Origin of the sequence: Thioalkalivibrio sp. ALE10 (assembly GCF_000381385.1) — a bacterium.
GTDB lineage: Bacteria > Pseudomonadota > Gammaproteobacteria > Ectothiorhodospirales > Ectothiorhodospiraceae > Thioalkalivibrio.
Map to the genome: position 1 here is coordinate 25502 of NZ_KB906458.1, position 18312 is coordinate 43813.

At 67.5% G+C, this 18312-nt stretch carries 15 protein-coding genes; 12 read left to right on the forward strand and 3 right to left on the reverse strand.

The genetic code is table 11. The annotated features are described in order from the left end of the window. Positions 1–7: 7 nt before the first annotated feature. A complete protein-coding gene (locus tag F788_RS0112295) occupies positions 8–1642 on the reverse strand; it encodes an alpha-D-glucose phosphate-specific phosphoglucomutase (protein WP_019022243.1) in 1635 nt (544 codons plus the stop codon). 115 nt (positions 1643–1757) lie between these two features. Here F788_RS0112295 and F788_RS0112300 point away from each other — a divergent pair, with 115 nt between their 5' ends. Continuing rightward, on the forward strand, positions 1758–2261 hold the full coding sequence (locus F788_RS0112300; protein ID WP_018871210.1) for a DUF1249 domain-containing protein: 504 nt from the start codon (positions 1758–1760) through the stop codon (positions 2259–2261). Positions 2262–2273: 12 nt separating this feature from the next. On the opposite strand, the gene F788_RS0112305 is transcribed toward F788_RS0112300, so the two are convergent. Next, a complete protein-coding gene (locus tag F788_RS0112305; protein WP_019022242.1) occupies positions 2274–2765 on the reverse strand; it encodes an Lrp/AsnC family transcriptional regulator in 492 nt (163 codons plus the stop codon). Between the two features lie 154 nt (positions 2766–2919). Between F788_RS0112305 and F788_RS0112310 the strand changes: the two genes are divergently transcribed. The 4 genes from F788_RS0112310 to F788_RS0112325 all read left to right on the forward strand — a co-directional run bounded on the left by F788_RS0112310 (position 2920) and on the right by F788_RS0112325 (position 8151). Next, positions 2920–4620 carry a 2-isopropylmalate synthase gene (locus tag F788_RS0112310; RefSeq protein ID WP_018871208.1) on the forward strand — a complete coding sequence of 567 codons (1701 nt, stop codon included), beginning with the start codon at positions 2920–2922 and terminating at the stop codon, positions 4618–4620. Positions 4621–4775: 155 nt separating this feature from the next. Then, complete coding sequence (locus tag F788_RS0112315) at positions 4776–5300, forward strand: DUF302 domain-containing protein (RefSeq protein ID WP_018936075.1); 525 nt, start codon at positions 4776–4778, stop codon at positions 5298–5300. Positions 5301–5658: 358 nt separating this feature from the next. After that, complete coding sequence (gene arsJ, locus F788_RS0112320) at positions 5659–6894, forward strand: organoarsenical effux MFS transporter ArsJ (protein WP_026332783.1); 1236 nt, start codon at positions 5659–5661, stop codon at positions 6892–6894. Positions 6895–6984: 90 nt separating this feature from the next. Further along, complete coding sequence (locus F788_RS0112325; RefSeq protein WP_019590349.1) at positions 6985–8151, forward strand: GGDEF domain-containing protein; 1167 nt, start codon at positions 6985–6987, stop codon at positions 8149–8151. 313 nt (positions 8152–8464) lie between these two features. Here F788_RS0112325 and F788_RS0112330 read toward each other — a convergent pair whose 3' ends face one another. Next, positions 8465–9352, reverse strand: a complete 888-nt coding sequence (locus tag F788_RS0112330; protein WP_019590350.1) for a LysR family transcriptional regulator — start codon at positions 9350–9352, stop codon at positions 8465–8467. A 297-nt stretch (positions 9353–9649) separates the two neighbouring features. Between F788_RS0112330 and leuC the strand changes: the two genes are divergently transcribed. From leuC to truA, 7 genes are all read left to right on the forward strand, one after another. Further along, entirely contained in the window at positions 9650–11059 is a 1410-nt protein-coding gene (leuC, locus tag F788_RS0112335) for a 3-isopropylmalate dehydratase large subunit (RefSeq protein ID WP_019022236.1), read from the forward strand. 3 nt (positions 11060–11062) lie between these two features. Continuing rightward, positions 11063–11701, forward strand: coding sequence for a 3-isopropylmalate dehydratase small subunit (leuD, locus tag F788_RS0112340; protein ID WP_019590351.1), 639 nt, complete (start codon positions 11063–11065; stop codon positions 11699–11701). A 204-nt stretch (positions 11702–11905) separates the two neighbouring features. Further along, positions 11906–12982 carry a 3-isopropylmalate dehydrogenase gene (leuB, locus tag F788_RS0112345; RefSeq protein WP_196800567.1) on the forward strand — a complete coding sequence of 359 codons (1077 nt, stop codon included), beginning with the start codon at positions 11906–11908 and terminating at the stop codon, positions 12980–12982. 30 nt (positions 12983–13012) lie between these two features. Next, positions 13013–14038, forward strand: coding sequence for an aspartate-semialdehyde dehydrogenase (locus F788_RS0112350; protein WP_018870826.1), 1026 nt, complete (start codon positions 13013–13015; stop codon positions 14036–14038). Between the two features lie 155 nt (positions 14039–14193). Continuing rightward, positions 14194–16668, forward strand: a complete 2475-nt coding sequence (locus tag F788_RS0112355; protein WP_019590353.1) for a FimV/HubP family polar landmark protein — start codon at positions 14194–14196, stop codon at positions 16666–16668. Between the two features lie 89 nt (positions 16669–16757). Continuing rightward, the gene (locus tag F788_RS0112360) at positions 16758–17432 is read left to right on the forward strand and encodes a hypothetical protein (protein WP_019590354.1); all 675 of its coding nucleotides are present in this window, start codon (positions 16758–16760) and stop codon (positions 17430–17432) included. Positions 17433–17469: 37 nt separating this feature from the next. Next, the gene (truA, locus tag F788_RS0112365) at positions 17470–18297 is read left to right on the forward strand and encodes a tRNA pseudouridine(38-40) synthase TruA (RefSeq protein ID WP_019590355.1); all 828 of its coding nucleotides are present in this window, start codon (positions 17470–17472) and stop codon (positions 18295–18297) included. The last annotated feature ends 15 nt before the right edge of the window (positions 18298–18312 follow it).

The following is an 18312-nucleotide window of genomic DNA, read 5'->3' on the forward strand; positions in this document are numbered from 1 at the left end:
TGAAGAGTTAGGTAATCACGTCGGGGCGTTCGCGCCCCGTCAGCGCCGGGATGTCGCCCAGGTCGCCTGCGGCGTCGATCAGTGGCCGCAGCACCTCCTGCGGATCCAGGTCGAGCCTTGCCGGGTCGGTTTCGTGCTGTTCGATGTACAGGCGCAGTGTCGCTCCCTCGGTGCCGGTGCCCGACAGCCGTAAGACGATGCGCGCACCGCTCTCGAACATCACCCGCAGGCCCTGACCTTCGGCCACCGAGCCGTCCACCGGATCGGTGTAAGCGAAGTCGTCGGCGGCCCGGACCGTCTGTCCTGCGAGCGATTGCCCCGGCAGGGTGGCCAGCCGGTCGCGCACGCGCTCCATCACCGCCTCGGCGTGTTCACTGCGGATCCCCTCGTAATCGTGCCGAGTGTAGTAGTGCCGGCCGAAACGCTCCCAGTGCTCGTGCACGATGCTCTCGACCGACTGCCGGCGCACGGCGAGCAGGTTGAGCCAGAACAGGACCGCCCACAGGCCGTCCTTCTCGCGCACGTGGTCGGAACTGGTGCCGAAGCTCTCCTCGCCGCACAGGCGGATGCGCCCGTCGTCCAGCAGGTTGCCGAAGAACTTCCACCCGGTGGGCGTCTCGTAGCAGGGGATGCCGAGGGCCTCGGCCACGGTGTCCACCGCCTGGCTGGTGGGCATGCTGCGGGCGACGCCGCGCAGACCGTCGGCGAAGGCCGGGATATGGTGGGCATTGGCCGCCATCACTGCGAAGCTGTCGGATGGCGTGACGAAGAAATGCCGCCCGAGGATCAGGTTGCGGTCCCCGTCGCCGTCGGAGGCGGCACCGAAGTCCGGGGCGTCGCGGCCGAACATCGCCTCGCGAAGCTGGCGCGCGTGGGCCAGGTTGGGGTCGGGGTGTCCGCCGCCGAAATCGCCCAGTGGTTCTGCCCGCAGGATGCTTTCCGGGGCCGCCCCCAGGCGGTCCACGAGCAGGGTTTCCGCATACGGGCCGGTCACCGCGTGCATGGCATCGAAGCGCAGTCGGAAGTCGCCGGCCAGCAGCTCGCGAATGGCGTGGAAATCGAACAGCTCGTCCATCAGATCCGCGTAGGCGGCGACCGGATCGACCACCTCCACGTCCATGCCGTTCAGGGTGGTCGCCTGCAGATGATCCAGATCCACGTGCACCGCTTCCTTCAGGATGCGGTAGTGGGTGATGGCCTGGCTGCGGGCGTGGATGGCGTCGGTGACCGCGGGCGGAGCCGGTCCGCCCGCTGCGGTGTTGAACTTGATGCCGAAGTCGCCTTCCGGTCCCCCGGGGTTGTGCGAGGCGGACAGGATCAGGGCCCCGGTGGCACCGCGGCTGCGGATGAGGTGGCTGGCGGCCGGCGTGGACAGCAGCCCGCCGCGCCCGACCACCACCCGGCCGACGCCGTTGGCGGCGGCCATGCGCAGGATGGTCTGGATCGCCTCGCGGTTGTGGAAACGGCCGTCCCCGCCCAGCACCAGTTCGGCCCCTTCCAGCGCGGGCTGGCTGTCGAATACGGCCTGGACGAAGTTCTCCAGGTAATGCGGCTGGCGGAAGCGGCTGACGCGCTTGCGCAGACCCGACGTGCCTGGCTTCTGGTCTTCGAACGGATGGGTGGTGACGACGCTGATGTCCATGTGCTGCGTGACTCCCCTGACTTTATCCCGACGGTAGCAGAAACGTACGGGGGTGTCCGCTCTGAGCGCCGGGATGCCGGACGGTGGCGGCGCAGGGCTGTTAGACTCCGCCGCCATGTTGCTGGACAGCCGTACCCCCGCGTACCTCCAGCCGCGGCCCGTCACCTTCGCCGCGTTGATGGAGCTCTACGAGGACAACTATCTGCAGTTGCGCCGCCTGTGTCCCGATCCCGCCGCCGTGGGCGGACGGGCCGTATCGCGCGTGGACGGGGCCCTCGATCTTCATCTGGAGGTGCTGGAGCGCACCCGTTACACCACCACGCTGCGCCTGACCTACCGCTTCGGCGAAGGCGACCGGGTGCGCGAGCAGCCGGACGTGCGGGTGCGCATGTTCCACGACGCCCGCCAGGCCGAGGTGCTGGGGCGCTACTGCCGCAGCACCGGGGAAGACCGCATGATCGATACCCTCGCGGGCCAGCCGGGCCTGGGGTGTCGCTGGCGGCACAACCGTTTCCTGTACAAGTGGCTGCGCTACTGCCTGCGTCAGGGGCATCGTTTCGTGGCCGACGGCTCGGCGGCCCCGGCCGCGCCGGTCAGTGGCGAGACCCCGGAGGTCTGAGCGCCGCCCGGATCATCCCGGGGAATAGTCCAGCGGGAGCGCGGTGCGGTCCAGCACCCGGCGCAGCACGAAGCTGGAGTGCACGCTGTCCACTCCCTCCAGCCTTGTGATGCGCCGCAGCAGGAATTCCTGATAGGCATCCATGTCCGGAACCACCACCTGCAGCATGTAGTCGGCTGCCTGGCCGGTGATCAGGTAGCAGCGCTGCACCTCGGGGTAGGTGGCCACCGTTTCCTCGAAGTGGGCGAAACGTTCCGGGGTGTGCCGATCCATGCCGATATGGATCAGCGCGGTCAGCTCCAGGCCCAGACGTCTCCGGTCCAGCAGGGCCACGCGCTGCAGGATGATCCCCGCATTCTCCAGCGCGCGCACCCGGCGCAGGCAGGGCGAGGGACTGAGCCCCACGCGCTCGGCCAGCGCCTGGTTGGAGATGCCGGCGTCCTCCTGCAGGATCTCGAGGATGCGGCGGTCGTAGCGATCGAGGCGGTGCAGTTCGTTTTCCATGAGCCGAATCTTGCGCGCAAGCGTCATCCGGCGCAATCCCGTGGCGAAAAAGAAGCGGCATGGGGGTAATTCGCAATTCCCTGCGGCGAACTCTGCGTTATTCTGTTGTCCCAATAGGAAAGCCGTAAGCATCCGTATCAGGAGACCGATCGTCATGAGCTTCGATCACACCAAGTACGCCCCCTTCCCGCCGATCGACAAGTCGGACCGGCGCTGGCCCGCGCGCCGCACGACCGCGGCCCCGCGTTTCTGCGCGGTGGACCTGCGCGACGGCAACCAGGCGCTGGTGCACCCGATGAGCGTGGAGCAGAAGATGCGCTTCTTCGAGGTGCTCGTGGACATCGGGCTCAAGGAGATCGAGATCGGCTTCCCGGCCGCTTCGCAGATCGACTTCGACTTCACCCGCCGGCTGGTGGACGAGCAGCGCATCCCCGAGGGCGTGTATGTACAGGTGCTGACCCAGGCGCGCGAGGATCTGATCGCGCGGACCTTCGAGGCCCTGGAGGGCGCGCCGCGCGCGGTGGTGCACGTGTACAACTCCACCAACCCGGCGCAGCGTGAGCAGGTGTTCCGCATGGACCGCGACGGGATCCGCGGCATCGCCGAGAACGGCGCGCGCTGGGTGCGCGACTACGCCGCGAAGTACCCGCAGACCGACTGGATCTTCCAGTACTCGCCGGAGAGCTTTTCCACCACCGAGCTGGACTACGCGGTCGAGGTGGTCGACGCGGTGACGGCGATCTGGCGACCGGATCAGGGCCAGAAGGTGGTCATCAACCTGCCGGCCACGGTGGAGTCGGCCACGCCCAACGTGTTCGCCGACCAGGTGGAGTGGTTCTGCGATCACGTGCAGCACCGCGAGCACATCTGCGTGTCGCTGCATACGCACAACGACCGCGGCACCGGCGTGGCCGCGGCCGAACTGGGCCTGCTGGCCGGGGCGGACCGCCTGGAAGGCACGCTGTTCGGTAACGGCGAGCGCACCGGCAACATGGACCTGGTCACCGTCGGCATGAACCTGTATTCGCAGGGCATCGATCCGACCATCGACCTGTCCGACATGGAGCGCTTGATGGAGGTGTACAAGGAATGCACCGACATGCCGATCCATCCGCGCCATCCGTGGGCCGGCGAGCTGGTCTACACCGCGTTCTCCGGCAGTCACCAGGATGCGATCCGCAAGGGGCTGGCGCATTACCGCGAGCATGGCGGTCACTGGAACGTGCCCTACCTGCCGATCGACCCGGGCGACCTGGGGCGGCGCTACGAAGAGGTGGTGCGCATCAACTCGCAGTCCGGCAAGGGCGGGGTGACCCACGTGCTGGAGCGCGACTACGGCATCGAGCTGCCGCGCTGGCTGGCGGTGGAGTTCGCCCGCATCGTGCAGCAGGACGCCGAGGCCTCCGGCGAGGAAGTCACCTCGCAGCGCATCCACGAGCTGTTCGAGAAGCACTACCTGGCGCCGGTGCCGGGCTGGGATCTGGTGCGCTACGAAATGGAGAAGGAAGGGCCGGTGGTGCGCCTGGATGCCACCGTGGGCCCGCCCGGGCAGGAGACCCGCCTGAACGGGGCCGGCCACGGTGCGGTGGAGGCGCTGGCCGAGGCGCTGCACGCCAGCCGCGGCGTGGAGGTGCGCGTCAGTCATTTCGACGAGCACGCGGTGGAGGCCGGGACCGAGGCGCGCGCGATGGCCGCGGTGGATGTCTCGGTGGACGGCGAGCGCTCGGTGGGCGTGGCTCTGGGCGAGGACACCACCGCCGCGACCCTGCAGGCGGTCCTGAACGCCGCCGGCCGACGTCTGGGCAACGAGGCCCCGCGCATCCCGGATGCGGTGATGGCCGCGGCCAGCGCCTGAACGTCCGTCATGTGACGGTCCCGGGGGTGTTCACCGCAAACCCCGTGTCGCGCGAGCGATGCGGGGTTTTTTTGTTGTTTGGCGCCCTTGTTTCGTTGAGTGGTCTAACCTCTCGGAGAAGCGGCCGGAGGTCGCGCAACGGAGGGAGGTGAAATATGCAACGCTGGATTCTGTTTGTGCTGCTGCTGGGCTGGGCTCCGGTCCTGATGGCCTCGGCGCCGGACGACGCGCAGGAACCGGAACTCGATCGTGAAACGCTTCAGCAGCTGGTTCAGGACAGTGCCGAGGTTTTTCGGATCGAGGACGGTGTGAGCGTCGAGGAAGCCGTCGAGATGATGCAGTTGCGGGCCAACATGCGCAACTTCCAGGAAGTGGCGGATCTGCCACTGTCCGAACAGGTGACGGCCATGGGCGGCGAGGGCAACTACATGCGCATCCTCGCGTTCTGTGATGCCCTGATCGCCAACGAAATGGTGCAGCACGACATCATCTTCGCCAGCTTCCTGCCGTGTCGTATCGCAGTGGTGGAGGATGACGAGGGCCAGGGCTGGATCGTAACCACCAACATGGACATGATGCTGCATGCCACGGACCTGCCCGAGGATCTGGAAGAAACCGCCCGCGAGGTGAGGGACACGATCTACAGCATCGTCGAGGCCGGAAAAACCGGCGATTTCTGAGCATGAGTCGACGGCCACGGCGGGGTGCGCGTTGCCCCGCCGTGGCGTAATGCGGCGTTCATTCTTTTTCTCTACACTCCCCGCCGCGATGAGCAAGGCGGCCCCCAGGGAAACACTGATCCATGTACACGCTCGCGTTGGCACCCCGGGTTTTCCGAGACAAGGCGCGGTGCCCAGCCGGTAGTGGTTCTACCGGCAAGGGCCGCAACGCAGGATCGGGGAACCCGGGGTGCCAACCCCGAAGGGGCTCGGCCGCTTTTGTGCGCGCACGGCGTTGCGGCTCCCTTGTGCAGAATGACTGCACGGCGGTCGCCGCGCCTTGTTCCCACGCAAAAGCGACCCGAGCGCGAGCGTGTACATGAATCAGCGTTCCCCTGGTCCGGGTCCTGACGCTTCGCCGGTACTCGGCGTGGGCGCCTACGCGCGCATCACCGCGAACTACTGGGCGTTCACCATCACCGACGGCGCGATCCGCATGCTGGTCGTGCTGTTCTTCCACCAGCTGGGCTACAGCCCCCTGGAGATCGCCTTCCTGTTCCTGTTCTACGAGCTGTTCGGGGTGGTCACCAATCTGACCGGCGGCTGGCTGGCCGCGCGGCTGGGGGTGAACACCACGATGATCGGCGGGACGCTGTTGCAGGTCGCCGCGCTGTTGATGCTCACGGTGCCCGAGGCGTGGCTGGGCGTGGCGTACGTGATGTTCGCGCAGGCCCTGTCGGGGATCGCCAAGGACCTGAACAAGATGAGCGCGAAATCCGGGGTGAAGCTGGTCGCCGGCGACGGCGAAGGGCGTCTGTTTCGCTGGGTCGCGGTGCTCACCGGCTCCAAGAACGCGCTGAAGGGGGTCGGTTTCTTCGTCGGTGGGGCGCTGCTGTACTCGGTCGGATTCCAGATGGCCCTGGTGGTCCTGGCCGGGATGCTCGCCGTGGTGATGCTGTTCTCGGTGGTCGGGCTGCCGCGTGGCCTTGGCAAGGTCGGCGGCAAGCCGAAGTTCACCCGGATGTTCTCGAACTCCACCGCGATCAACGTGCTCTCGGCCGCACGCTTTTTCCTGTTTGGCGCGCGCGATGTCTGGTTCGTGGTCGCCCTGCCGGTGTTCCTGAGCGCGACGCTGGACTGGAACCACATGCAGGTGGGGGCGTTTCTGGCACTGTGGGTGATCGGTTACGGCATCGTGCAGGCGTCGGTGCCGCGCCTGCTGGGCCGGGGCGGGCTGCACCCGACCGGGATGACCGCGCGGCTCTGGGCCTTCATCCTGATGCTGCTGCCCATCGGCATCGTGATCGGCCTGGAGACGGGCCTGGACCCGGCCTGGGTGCTGATGATCGGGCTGGGCGTGTTCGGCGTGGTGTTCGCCATCAACTCGGCCGTGCACTCCTTCCTGATCCTCGACTACGCCGAGTCCGACCGCGTGGCGATGAAGGTCGGCTTCTACTACATGGCTAACGCTGGTGGCCGCCTGGTCGGCACGCTGGCCTCTGGCGCGATCTTCATGCTCTGGGGGCTGGAGGGGGCGTTGGTGGCTTCCACGCTGTTTGTCTTTGCCGCCTGGATGATCTCCTCGGCGCTGCCGCGCGAGGCCCTGCACGCCTGAGCGAACTCCCGTGCCGAGCACGGAATGCTCTGGTGCGCTCACACCTCTTGTGGGATCCTGCACTGTCAATATCCATTCGGAGGGGAAGCGGTGGGCGATCGTCCCAGCTATATGCCGTATGGCGGCCTCCCGGTGTCGCTGCCGCGCCCTTCCTCGTGGACGGCCGAGTTCCCGGACCGGGAGCTGGAAGGGCGGTTTCGCAGCGAGCGTTCGCGCGGGATGCGGGGGACGTTCCTGGTAGTCCTCGTGCTGATACTGGCCATGCTGGGGGCGCTGGTTCCGCTGGATCTGGCGCGTCTGGAGGCCGAATGGCTTTCGCTTGCGCTGGGGCTGCGAGGGATCTTCGCGGTGATGCTCGTGGCGGCGGCGGTGAGTGTCTGGCGCTGGCCGGAACGCCTGCTCACCGCTGCCCCGCTGACCGGCATCGGCGTGACGCTTCTGACCCTCGCGCTGACCTTTGTCTATGGACTGGAACACTCGAATCCGGCGCTGGACGTCAGCCAGTTCGCGTTTGTCGGGGTGGTGTTCGTGCTGCTGCTGCCGAACACCGGCCGCTGGCGCTGGGGTCTCACCGCGGTGCTGTTGCTCGCCACCTGGGGCGTGGTGCTTGGCAGTGCTGCCGGCGCCGAGGAAGCGGAGGCCCGACTGGCGGGGCTGTTTGTCTCCTTCGTGCTGCTTGCGCTGCTGGCCATCGCGCATCGCGAGGATACATTGCGCCACTGGCAGTTTGCGGCCATGGACCGGCTGGTGCGGATGTCCACCACGGATCCGCTGACCGGCGTGGCCAACCGGCGCGGATTCTTCGATGCCGCCGAGGCGGCCCGCCATCGCACGCGTCTGGAGGAGGAGCCGCTGACGGTCGTGCTGCTGGATCTCGACCACTTCAAGGGTGTGAACGATCGCCACGGTCATGCCGTCGGTGACGAGGTCCTGCGTCGGACGGCGCGGGTGCTGGGCGATGCCCTGAAGCCCGGCGAGACCCTGGCCCGACTGGGCGGGGAGGAGTTCGGGGTGCTGCTGCCCGGCGTGCCGCTGGAACGGGCGGAGAAGCGCGCGCAGGGCCTGCGTTCCGAGGTCGAAGCACTTTGCGTACAGAGCGGGAACGCGGTGGTGCGCATGACCGCGAGCGTGGGAGTGGCCGCCTGGATGCCGGAGGAATCGGTCGATGCCGTTCTGGCCCGGGCGGATCTGGGTATGTACGAAGCCAAGGCCGAAGGGCGCAACTGTGTGCGCGTGCAGGCCGACGACGCCGCCTGAGGGAAACACTGATCAATGTACACGTTCGCGCTCGAGTCGCTTTTGCGTGCGAACAAGGCGCGGCGACCGCCGTGCAGTCATTCTGCACAAGGGAGCCGCAACGCCGTGCGCGCGCCCGTTTTTGATCAACAACGGGCGGCCGAGCCCCTGCATTCAATAAATTGTGGGGGTTGGCACCCCAGGTTCCCCGATCCTGCGTTGCGGCACTTGCCGGTAGAACCACTACCGGCTGCGCACCGCGCCTTGTCTCGCGGAACCTGGGGTGCCAACGCGAGCGTGTACATTGATCAGTGTTTCCCTGAGCGGCGGGAATTCAGGTCTGCGTCGCGCCCTCCAGTTCCTCGATGACGGCCTGCATGGCACGCGAGCGGTAGCGAGCGGCGTGGCGTACCCAGCCGAGGGATCGGACAACCGGGGGCCCTGGCCAGTCGAGCACCGCGAGATCGTCGGTGGCCATGTCGCGCGGCAGAAAACCGATGCCGAGACCCGCGGCGATCATCATGCGGATCACCTCCAGATAGGGACTCTCCTGGGCGGCGGCCGGGTGCAGCTCCGCCGTGGCCAGGGCCTGTTCGATCCGCCGACGGGTGGTGGAATCCACCGGGGGAAGGATGGCCGGCCAGTCCCGCAGGCGCGCGAGGGTGTCGCCGGGCGTTCGGATGGCCTGCGTGCGGGCGATCATGGGCACCAGTTCGTCGGTCCACACGGTCCGGGCCTCGATTCCGTCGGGCAGCGACTCGGGCAGCGTGGCGAGGGCCAGATCGGCGTCGCCGTGCAGCACGGCCTGGATACCCGCCTCGGAATCCATGAATGCCAGCTCGAGTTCGAGTTCCGGGTAGCGCCCGCGCAGCGCGGCCAGCGGGTCGGGCAGGCGGTGCAGCGCGATGTGATGGGAGGTGGCCAGGCGGATGCGACCGCGTACCACGGTGTCCAGATCCGCGATCTGCTGCTCGATCGCCCGCAGCCGGGCGAGGATCTCGCGGGCCTCGGGCAGAAGGCGTTCGGCGACTTCGGTGGGGCGCACGCGGCGTCCCTGACGTTCGAACAGAGGGCGTTCCAGGGTGGCCTCGAGTGAGTGGATGCGCTTGCTGATCGCTGGCTGCGTCAGGTGCAGACGTTCGGCTGCCGCGGAGAACGCACCCGTGTCGACCACCGCGACGAAGGCCTGCAGGGACTCAACACTCAGTTGCTCCGGGCGCATGCCTGTCTCTCCGGGGGCCGCGTGCGATAATGGCCGATTCGATGGCGGAATCCGGCTCGTCTGCCGCCGATTGATAACCATATGGAATGATACGGATAAGAAATCGGATTTGAAAGAATATCGCGGCAGCCGCAGACTGAGGATGTGATCGGTAGGCCCGCCCGCAGGAGGCCAGCCCTCTGGCCGATTTGCCCCAACGTCGAATCGGCCAGAGGGCTGGCCTCCTGCAGGGGGCTTTTACGGCCGTTCACCGAAGACACGGCTCGGAATATCGCGGCGCGGCCGCGGGAGTGAGAAATGGCAGGCAAGACCCTGTACGACAAGTTGTGGGAGGCCCATGTGGTGCGCGAAGAGCCGGACGGCTCGACGCTGCTCTACATCGATCGCCACCTGGTGCACGAGGTGACCAGTCCGCAGGCCTTCGAGGGGCTGCGTCTGGCCGGGCGCGAGCCCTGGCGCGGGGATTCCGTGCTGGCGGTGCCGGACCACAACGTGCCCACCACCAATCGTGATGCCGGGATCGAGGATCCGGTCTCGCGCACCCAGGTGGAGACGCTGGAGAGCAACGTGTCCGGTTTCGGGCTGAAGTTCTTCCCGATGGCCGACGTGCGCCAGGGCATCGTGCACGTGATCGGTCCGGAGCAGGGCGCGACCCTGCCGGGCATGACCGTGGTCTGTGGCGACTCGCACACCTCCACCCACGGTGCGCTGGGCGCGCTGGCTTTCGGCATCGGCACCTCCGAGGTGGAACACGTGCTGGCCACGCAGTGCCTGTGGCAGAAAAAGACGAAGGCCATGCAGATCCGCGTGGAGGGCGAGCTGCGCCCGGGCGTGACCGCCAAGGATATCGTGCTGGCGATCATCGGCCGTATCGGCACCGCGGGCGGCACCGGCTATGCCATCGAGTTTGCCGGATCGGCGATCCGCAGCCTGTCGGTCGAGGGCCGCATGAGCATCTGCAACATGTCCATCGAGGCCGGGGCCCGCGCGGGCATGGTGGCGGTGGACGAGAAGACCATCGAGTACGTGCGCAACAAGCCGCAGGCGCCGACCGGCGAGATGTTCGAGCGGGCCGCCGAGTACTGGCGTACGCTGGTTTCCGACCCGGATGCCGAGTTCGACGCGGTGGTGGAGCTCGATGCCGCGGAGATTGCCCCGCAGGTCAGCTGGGGCACCTCGCCGGAGATGGTCGCGCCGATCGACGGCCGCGTGCCGGACCCGGCGGCCGAGTCCGATGCCGTGCGCGCCGAGGGCATGCAGCGCGCACTGGCGTACATGGACCTGCAGCCGAACACGCCGATGACCGAGATCCGGCCGGACAAGGTGTTCATCGGCTCCTGCACCAACTCGCGGATCGAGGACCTGCGCGCCGCCGCCGAGGTGGTCAAGGGTCGCAGGAAGGCCGACAACATCAAGCTGGCGATGGTGGTGCCGGGCTCCGGGCTGGTGAAGCAGCAGGCGGAGCAGGAAGGGCTGGACCGCATCTTCCTGGACGCCGGCTTCGAGTGGCGCGAGCCGGGCTGTTCGATGTGCCTGGCGATGAACGCCGACCGGCTGGAGCCGGGCGAGCGCTGCGCCTCGACCTCGAACCGCAACTTCGAGGGCCGTCAGGGGCAGGGCGGGCGTACCCATCTGGTCAGCCCCGCGCTGGCGGCCGCGGCGGCCGTCGCCGGGCATTTCATCGAACCGTCGAAGCTGGAGGGCTGAGCGATGCAGGCCTTTACCGTTCACAAGGGGATCGTCGCGCCGCTGGACCGCTCCAATGTCGATACCGACGCGATCATCCCCAAGCAGTACCTGAAGTCGGTGAAGCGCACCGGCTTCGGCCCCAACGCGTTCGACGACTGGCGCTACCTGGACCCGGGCGAGCCGGGCATGGACCACTCGCAGCGCCGGCCGGCCCCCGACTTCGTGCTCAACCGGCCGCCGTATGATCAGGCGACCATCCTGCTGGCGCGCAAGAACTTCGGCTGCGGCTCCTCGCGCGAGCACGCGGTGTGGGCGCTGACCGATTTCGGCTTTCGCGCGGTTATCGCACCGTCGTTCGCCGACATCTTCTTCTCCAACAGCTGCAAGAACGGGCTGCTGCCGGTGGTGCTGGCCGAGGACGAGGTGCAGAACCTGTTCGAGCAGGTGGAGGCGAATCCGGGCGCGCAGGTCGAGGTGAACCTGGAAGAGATGACCGTGACCGCGCCGGACGCTACGGTGTTCCGCTTCACGCTGGATGAGGACCGCCGCCACCGCCTGCTGCACGGGCTGGACGACATTGCCCTGACCCTGCAGTTCGCGGACGATATTCGTGCCTATGAAGAACGCCTGCGGCAGGAACGCCCGTGGATGGTGGAATAACGGTCTGGCCGACCGGGCGCCGGGGCCGAACCCGTCATTGCGAGGCCCCGAAAGGGGCCGTGGCAACCTCCGGAAGCTGGCAGAGCGCCGGCACGTGGATCCGGTGGTTCCGGACGGAGATTGCTTCGTCGCCTGCGGCTCCTCGCAATGACGGTGCCATTGGGGGCGTACAAGTAAAAACTAACAGTTGCTTGGGAGAGGTTTGTGAACCGAATTCTGGTATTGCCCGGTGACGGGATCGGGTCCGAGATCGTGGCCGAGGCGCTGAAAGTGCTGGAACGCGTCGCCGAGATCGGCGGCCTCGAACTGGAGATCGAACAGGGTCTGATCGGGGGCGCCGCGCATGATGCGGCGGGCCACCCCTATCCCGAGGCGACGCGCGAGCAGGCGCGCCGCGCCGATGCGATCCTGCTGGGCGCGGTCGGCGGCCCGCAGTACGAATCCCTGGAACGCGATCTGCGTCCCGAGCGCGGCCTGCTGGGGATCCGTTCCGATCTGGAGCTGTTCGCCAATCTGCGCCCGGCGATCCTCTACCCGCAGCTGGCCGCGGCCTCCACCCTCAAGTCCGAGGTGGTGAGCGGGCTGGATCTGCTGATCGTGCGCGAACTGACCGGCGGGATCTATTTCAGCCAGCCGCGCGGCATCGAGCAGCGCGACGGCGAGCGCTACGGCTTCAATACCGCCGGTTATCGTGAATCCGAGATCGAGCGCATCGCGCGGGTCGGATTCGAAGCCGCGATGAAGCGCAACAAGCGCCTGTGCTCGGTGGACAAGGCCAACGTGCTGGAGGTGTCCGAACTCTGGCGCGAGGTGGTCGAGCGCGTCGGGCAGGAGTTCACCGAGGTCGAGCTGTCGCACATGTACGTGGACAACGCGGCCATGCAGCTGGTCCGCGATCCGAAGCAGTTCGACGTGATCGTGACCAGCAACATGTTCGGTGACATCCTGTCGGATGCCGCGGCGATGTTGACCGGGTCCATCGGCATGTTGCCCTCGGCCTCGCTGAACAGCGAGGGCGTCGGCCTGTACGAACCGATCCATGGCTCCGCGCCGGACATTGCCGGGCAGGGCAAGGCCAATCCGATGGCGACGGTGCTGTCGATTGCCATGATGCTGCGGCACAGCCTGAACCGCAACGATCTTGCGGAACGCCTGGAAGCCGCGGTGGGCCGGGTGCTCGATCAGGGCCTGCGCACCCCGGACATCCATGGCGACGGCATGCAGCTGGTGTCGACCCAGGGCATGGGCGATGCGCTGGTGGCTACGCTGGATGACGCCTGACACCCCTTCTCAACGTTACAGGACCCCGACATGAGTGATCGCAAGTTCAACGTGGCCGTCGTCGGCGCCACCGGTGCCGTCGGCGAGACCCTGCTCTCCATCCTGGCCGAGCGCGACCTGCCGCTGGACCGGGTGCATGCCCTGGCCAGTGAACGCTCGGCCGGCAGCACCGTCTCCTACGGGAACCGCGAGCTGATCGTGGAAGACCTCGCGCAGTTCGATTTTTCGCAGGTGGATATCGGGCTGTTCTCGCCGGGAGCGTCGGTGTCGAAGGAATACGCGCCGAAGGCGGCCGCGGCCGGATGCGTGGTGATCGACAACACCTCGCAGTTCCGTTATGACCCCGAGATCCCGCTGGTGATTCCGGAGGTGAATCCGGATGCGGTGGGCGACTACGAGCGCCACGGGATCATCGCCAATCCCAACTGCTCCACCATCCAGATGCTGGTCGCGCTCAAGCCGCTGCACGACGCCGTCGGCGTGGAACGCGTGAACGTGGCCACCTATCAGGCGGTTTCCGGTACCGGCAAGGACGCGATCGAGGAGCTGGCGCACCAGACTGCGGCACTGCTGAACGGTCGCCCGGTGGAATGCAGCGTCTACCCCAAGCAGATCGCGTTCAACGCGCTGCCGCATATCGATGTCTTCCAGGACAACGGCTACACCAAGGAAGAGATGAAGATGGTCTGGGAGACCCGCAAGATCATGGGTGACGAGTCCATCCAGATGAATCCCACGGCGGTGCGCATCCCGGTGTTTTACGGGCATTCTGAAGCGCTGCACATCGAAACCCGCGAGAAGATCTCGGCCGAACGCGCGCGCGAATTGCTGGCGGCCGCACCGGGCATCGAGGTGCTGGATCGCCACGAGGACGGAGGGTACCCGACCGCCGTGACCGAAAGCAGTGGCACCGATGCGGTTTACGTCGGCCGTATCCGCGAGGACATTTCGCATCCCCGCGGGCTGGATATGTGGGTGGTCTCCGATAATGTGCGCAAGGGCGCAGCCTTGAACACGATCCAGATCGCCGAGGTTTTGATCCGCGATTACCTGTGATTAAATCCCACAATATGCCGGGGATCTGGTAGCCTCATTGTTCAAGGGGCCGGGCAACAGCCCGTGTCGGCAGAGACACGGGCGGCCCCGGACAGCAACCACGCACACACAGGGGGACGTTCGTGCGCAAGTTACTATTCGGGCTCATTATTCTTTTGCTGGTCGCGCCGGCCTCTTCCAGCTCCGTGGGGCTGGGCGATCCCCAGATCCGGTCCACGTTGAACCAGGCGCTGGATGTCCGGGTGGCGCTGCGCGGAGGCGCGGCGACCGATGAATCGCTGCAGGTGCGTCAGGCCTCCGAAGAGCGGTACCGCCGTGCGGGACTGGACCGGGGCCGCGTGCCGGGGGACCTGCGGGTTGAACTCCGTGGCGAAGGGCAGGATCGCGAAGTCGTCCTGCGCACCCGCGAGCCCGTGCGCGAGCCCTACATCGGGGTCCTTCTCGAAGCCCGCTGGGACGGGGGGCGCAGTTACCGTGAAATCAACCTGCTGCTGGATCCTCCGGGCACGCTTCCGGATGATCGTGCGGCGGCACGCACCACCGCGGCCGCGCCCGATGATGACCGCGCGGCCCCGCAGGATACCTATCGCGTACGCTCCGGTGACACGCTGTATGCGATCGTGCAGCGGGCAGGGCTGAGCGGGGTCAGCAACGAGCAGGCCATGCTTGCGTTCCTGCGGGAAAATCCCGATGCCTTTATCGATGGCAACGTCAATGCACTGCGTGCCGACGCGGAACTGCGCACGCCGGACCGTGCGACGCTGGAAGCGGTCGACGCCGCCGGGGCGCGTGAAGAAATCCAGCGTCAGACCGAAGCCTGGCAGGCGCGTACGCGCCCCGAACCGGAACCCGAGCCCGAGGTTACCGAAGAAGAAGTGACCGAGGAGACGGATCCGGACGTGGCCGAGGAAGCCGTCGAGGAAGAGGCCAGGGACGAGCCCGAGGAAGATCCCGAAGAAGTCCGTGAAGAGGAAGCCGAACGCGAAGATGACGAAGCCGTGGCGGCCGAAGACGATGCGGACGCAGTGGATGATCGTCTCGAAATCGTCACCGACGTGCTGCCGGAAGGTGAGGAAGCGGCGCTGATCGCCGAATCGCCCGAAGTCGTTCAGGAGGCCCTGATCTCGCAGCGCGCCGAAATGGACGAAATGCAGGAAGAAATCGCACGCATGCGCGAATCCCTGCAGGATCGCGAACAGGTGGCCGAGATCGCCAGCGAGGAACTGGCCACGCTGGAAGCCCAGCTCGCGGAGCTGCAGGACGAGCGGGCGGAACTGCGGGCGCGCATGGAAGAGGCCGAGGCCGAACGTGACGCTCCGCTGCACCAGCGGATCATGAACGATCCGCTGCTCATGATGATGGCCATCGCTCTGGTGGTGCTGCTGGTGCTGGTTCTGCTGGCATTTGCCCGCGGCGGTCGTGGTGGCGGCCCGGGTGGCGACCGCAATGCCCGGGTGGACAACTCCGGCGTCAAGGCGACCCCGGATCCGCGCAGCGGTTACGAGGCCCGCGAGGAGGCGTCCGAGCCGTCCGTGTCGGGCGCCGCGGTGGCGGGTGCCACGGGGGTGGCTGCCGGAGGCGCCGTTGCCGCCTCGACTGGCGACTCCGCTGCGGAACCGCAGGACGAGGTTCCGGCCACTCCGGCGCGCCCGGGCGGTGGGGACGACACGGGCATGAGCCAGGCGGAAGAATCGGTGGGCGAGCCGACCCCGGTTGGTGAAAGCGGGGCGTCGGAAACCGCGGGCATGAGCGCCGACGATGTGCTGGCCGAGGTGGATGTCTGCCTCGCCTACGGCATGAACGATCAGGCCGTCGATACCCTGTCCTCGGCCATCGACGACGAGCCCGATAATCTCCAGTACCGCCTGAAGCTGGTGGAGGCCTTCTCGGCTCAGGGGCGCGACTCCGAGATGCGCCAGGCCGCCGCCAGCCTGCGCGAACGCCTGGGTCCGGAAGACGGCGAGATCCGCGAGAAACTCGCGGAACTGGAAGCCGGATCGGGCGACGCTTCTGCGGCCTCGGGTGCGCCATCCGCGGATACCACGGCCAGCGACTCGGCCGACGAAGCCGGCGAGTTCGACCTGTCCGGTTTTGCCGAGGAACAGGAGGCGTCGGGTTCGGGCGAGCCGACGGCGCCGGAAAAGGCGGCCGGTGAGCTCGATGGCGGTATGGATTTCGAGGCCGATACCGGGCTCGACGAAGAACTGGCCGCTGCCAGTCAGGGTTCGGAAGCCGGGAATGCGGCGGGGGATCTCGACGACCTCGACAATCTGTCCTTTAATATCGAGGAGTCGGATCTGCCGTCCGCCGATGACAGTCAGCCTGCCGGTGGCGATGCCGGCAGCGATGTCCCGTCCATGGATCTGGACGAACTGCTGGGCGACGAAGCCGGCGGCGACGAGCCACCGGTTGCGTCCGCCGAAGCAGACGAACCGGCGGCGGAGGAACCCGCGGCTCCGGCGGCCGAAGGCGAAGATGATAACGAGACCCGACTGAACCTGGCCCAGGCCTATGCGGACATGGGTGATCAGGAAGGCGCGCAGGACCTGATCGACGAGATCATGGCCTCCGGGTCGGATGAAGAGAAAGAGCGGGCCCGGGCGATCCAGGACCAACTGAAAGACGCCTGACGGGGTGGCCGGTCGGCGGGTTCGCCCGCGGTCCGGACCGTACCGGCGAGAGGGGCCTGCGGGCCCCTTTTCGCGTTGGGGAGGTGGTCATGCAACCGGCGATCGGGGCCCTGGGGGCCGTTCTGCTCTTGTCGGGGGCCGTGCTGACGGCATCCCCGGTGGCTGTCTCCGTGACGGTGCCGGCTCTGCTGCTGGCCCCGGGGCTGCGGGCGTTCCCGTGGGAGCGTGCGCTGCTCATGTGGTGGCGCATGAAGTGGTTCTACCTGTCGCTGGCCCTGTTCTTCGGGCTGTGGCCCGTGGATGGAGGCACCGCGGCGGGGCTGCTGGAGGCAGCTACGCGGATCGTGGCGCTGATGCTGGTGGTGCTGGCCGTGGTCTGGCTGACGGATCGGTACGCGCGCACGGAACTGGTGCCGGCCCTGGGCAGCGTGCTGGGCGGTCGGCGGGGTTCAGCGCTGGGGGCCGGACACTCTTTCGCGCGCCGGCTGTTTCTGGCGCTGGAGGCGTTCGAACGCGACCGGGCCGGAATCGAAGCTCGGCGGGGCCGGCTGTCGGGGGACCGCAGGGCGAGGGTGGATGCGGTGCGTGAATGGCTGGTGCAGCGGCTGGACGCGGCCCTGGATCCGGCCGAACGGGAACAGTCCGTTCCGGGCTCCCCGATGCCGGTGCGGGAGGATCGCTGGCGCGGAGTGGAGACCGGCTGGATGGCGCTGGTGGGGATGGTCGCACTGGGGTTGCAGTGGGGCGGTTGGGTGACGGGGTGAACCGGCACCGAGGAAAGACGGGGAGTACGGGCAGCGGATGGGCGAGACAAGGGAACCGGAGGCGGGCTTGCAGCGCTGGGCGGCCGGGGTCGAATACGACGGTACGCCGTGGCTGGGCTGGCAGCGGCAGAAGGACGGGCCCAGCGTGCAGGAGAAGCTGGAGAAGGCGCTGAGCTTCGTCGCGAATCACCCGCTGGAACTGACCTGCGCCGGAAGAACCGATGCGGGGGTGCATGCCACGGCTCAGGTGGTGCATTTCGACACCGCGAGCCGGCGCGAGGCGCATGCCTGGATCCTGGGGGGCAACACCAACCTGCCGGATTCGATTGCGATTCGCTGGGCGCAGCCGGTCGCACCGGCGTTCCATGCCCGCTTCGCGGCGCGTTCCCGACGGTATCGCTACGTGATCGCCAACCGACCCGTGCGGCCGGGTCTGGAGGCGGGCCGCGTGGCCTGGTGGCGGCGGCCGCTGGATGTCGCGCGGATGCAGGAGGCGGCGCGGCATTTTGTCGGCGAGCAGGATTTCACCAGTCTGCGCGCGGCGGCCTGTCAGGCGAAGTCGCCGGTGCGTCGCGTGCACGAAGTGACGGTCCGGCGACGCGGTGAGTACGTGCTGGTGGACGTGCATGCCAATGCGTTTCTGCATCATATGGTGCGCAACATCGCGGGCGTACTGCTGGCGGTGGGCGACGGCCGCGCGGAGCTGGAGTGGCCCCGCGAGGTGCTGGCGGCGCGGGATCGACGTCAGTCGGGGATCACGGCGCCGGCCGGGGGGCTGTACTTCGTGCAGGTGGAATACCCGCCGGAATTCACGCTGCCGGACCAGGAGGCGCCGGTTCTGGGACCGGTGCCGGCCAGTGTGTAAGGGTGATCCCGGGCA

Bases quoted from the DNA above. Each gene is read 5' to 3' on its own strand.
- F788_RS0112295 (WP_019022243.1), bottom strand. From the start codon at position 1,642: ATGGACATCAGCGTCGTCACCACCCATCCGTTCGAAGACCAGAAGCCA.
- truA (WP_019590355.1), top strand. From the start codon at position 17,470: ATGGGCGAGACAAGGGAACCGGAGGCGGGCTTGCAGCGCTGGGCGGCC.
- F788_RS0112315 (WP_018936075.1), top strand. From the start codon at position 4,776: ATGCAACGCTGGATTCTGTTTGTGCTGCTGCTGGGCTGGGCTCCGGTC.
- arsJ (WP_026332783.1), top strand. From the start codon at position 5,659: ATGAATCAGCGTTCCCCTGGTCCGGGTCCTGACGCTTCGCCGGTACTC.
- F788_RS0112360 (WP_019590354.1), top strand. From the start codon at position 16,758: ATGCAACCGGCGATCGGGGCCCTGGGGGCCGTTCTGCTCTTGTCGGGG.
- leuC (WP_019022236.1), top strand. From the start codon at position 9,650: ATGGCAGGCAAGACCCTGTACGACAAGTTGTGGGAGGCCCATGTGGTG.
- F788_RS0112310 (WP_018871208.1), top strand. From the start codon at position 2,920: ATGAGCTTCGATCACACCAAGTACGCCCCCTTCCCGCCGATCGACAAG.
- F788_RS0112330 (WP_019590350.1), bottom strand. From the start codon at position 9,352: ATGCGCCCGGAGCAACTGAGTGTTGAGTCCCTGCAGGCCTTCGTCGCG.
- leuD (WP_019590351.1), top strand. From the start codon at position 11,063: ATGCAGGCCTTTACCGTTCACAAGGGGATCGTCGCGCCGCTGGACCGC.
- F788_RS0112300 (WP_018871210.1), top strand. From the start codon at position 1,758: ATGTTGCTGGACAGCCGTACCCCCGCGTACCTCCAGCCGCGGCCCGTC.
- F788_RS0112305 (WP_019022242.1), bottom strand. From the start codon at position 2,765: ATGGAAAACGAACTGCACCGCCTCGATCGCTACGACCGCCGCATCCTC.
- F788_RS0112350 (WP_018870826.1), top strand. From the start codon at position 13,013: ATGAGTGATCGCAAGTTCAACGTGGCCGTCGTCGGCGCCACCGGTGCC.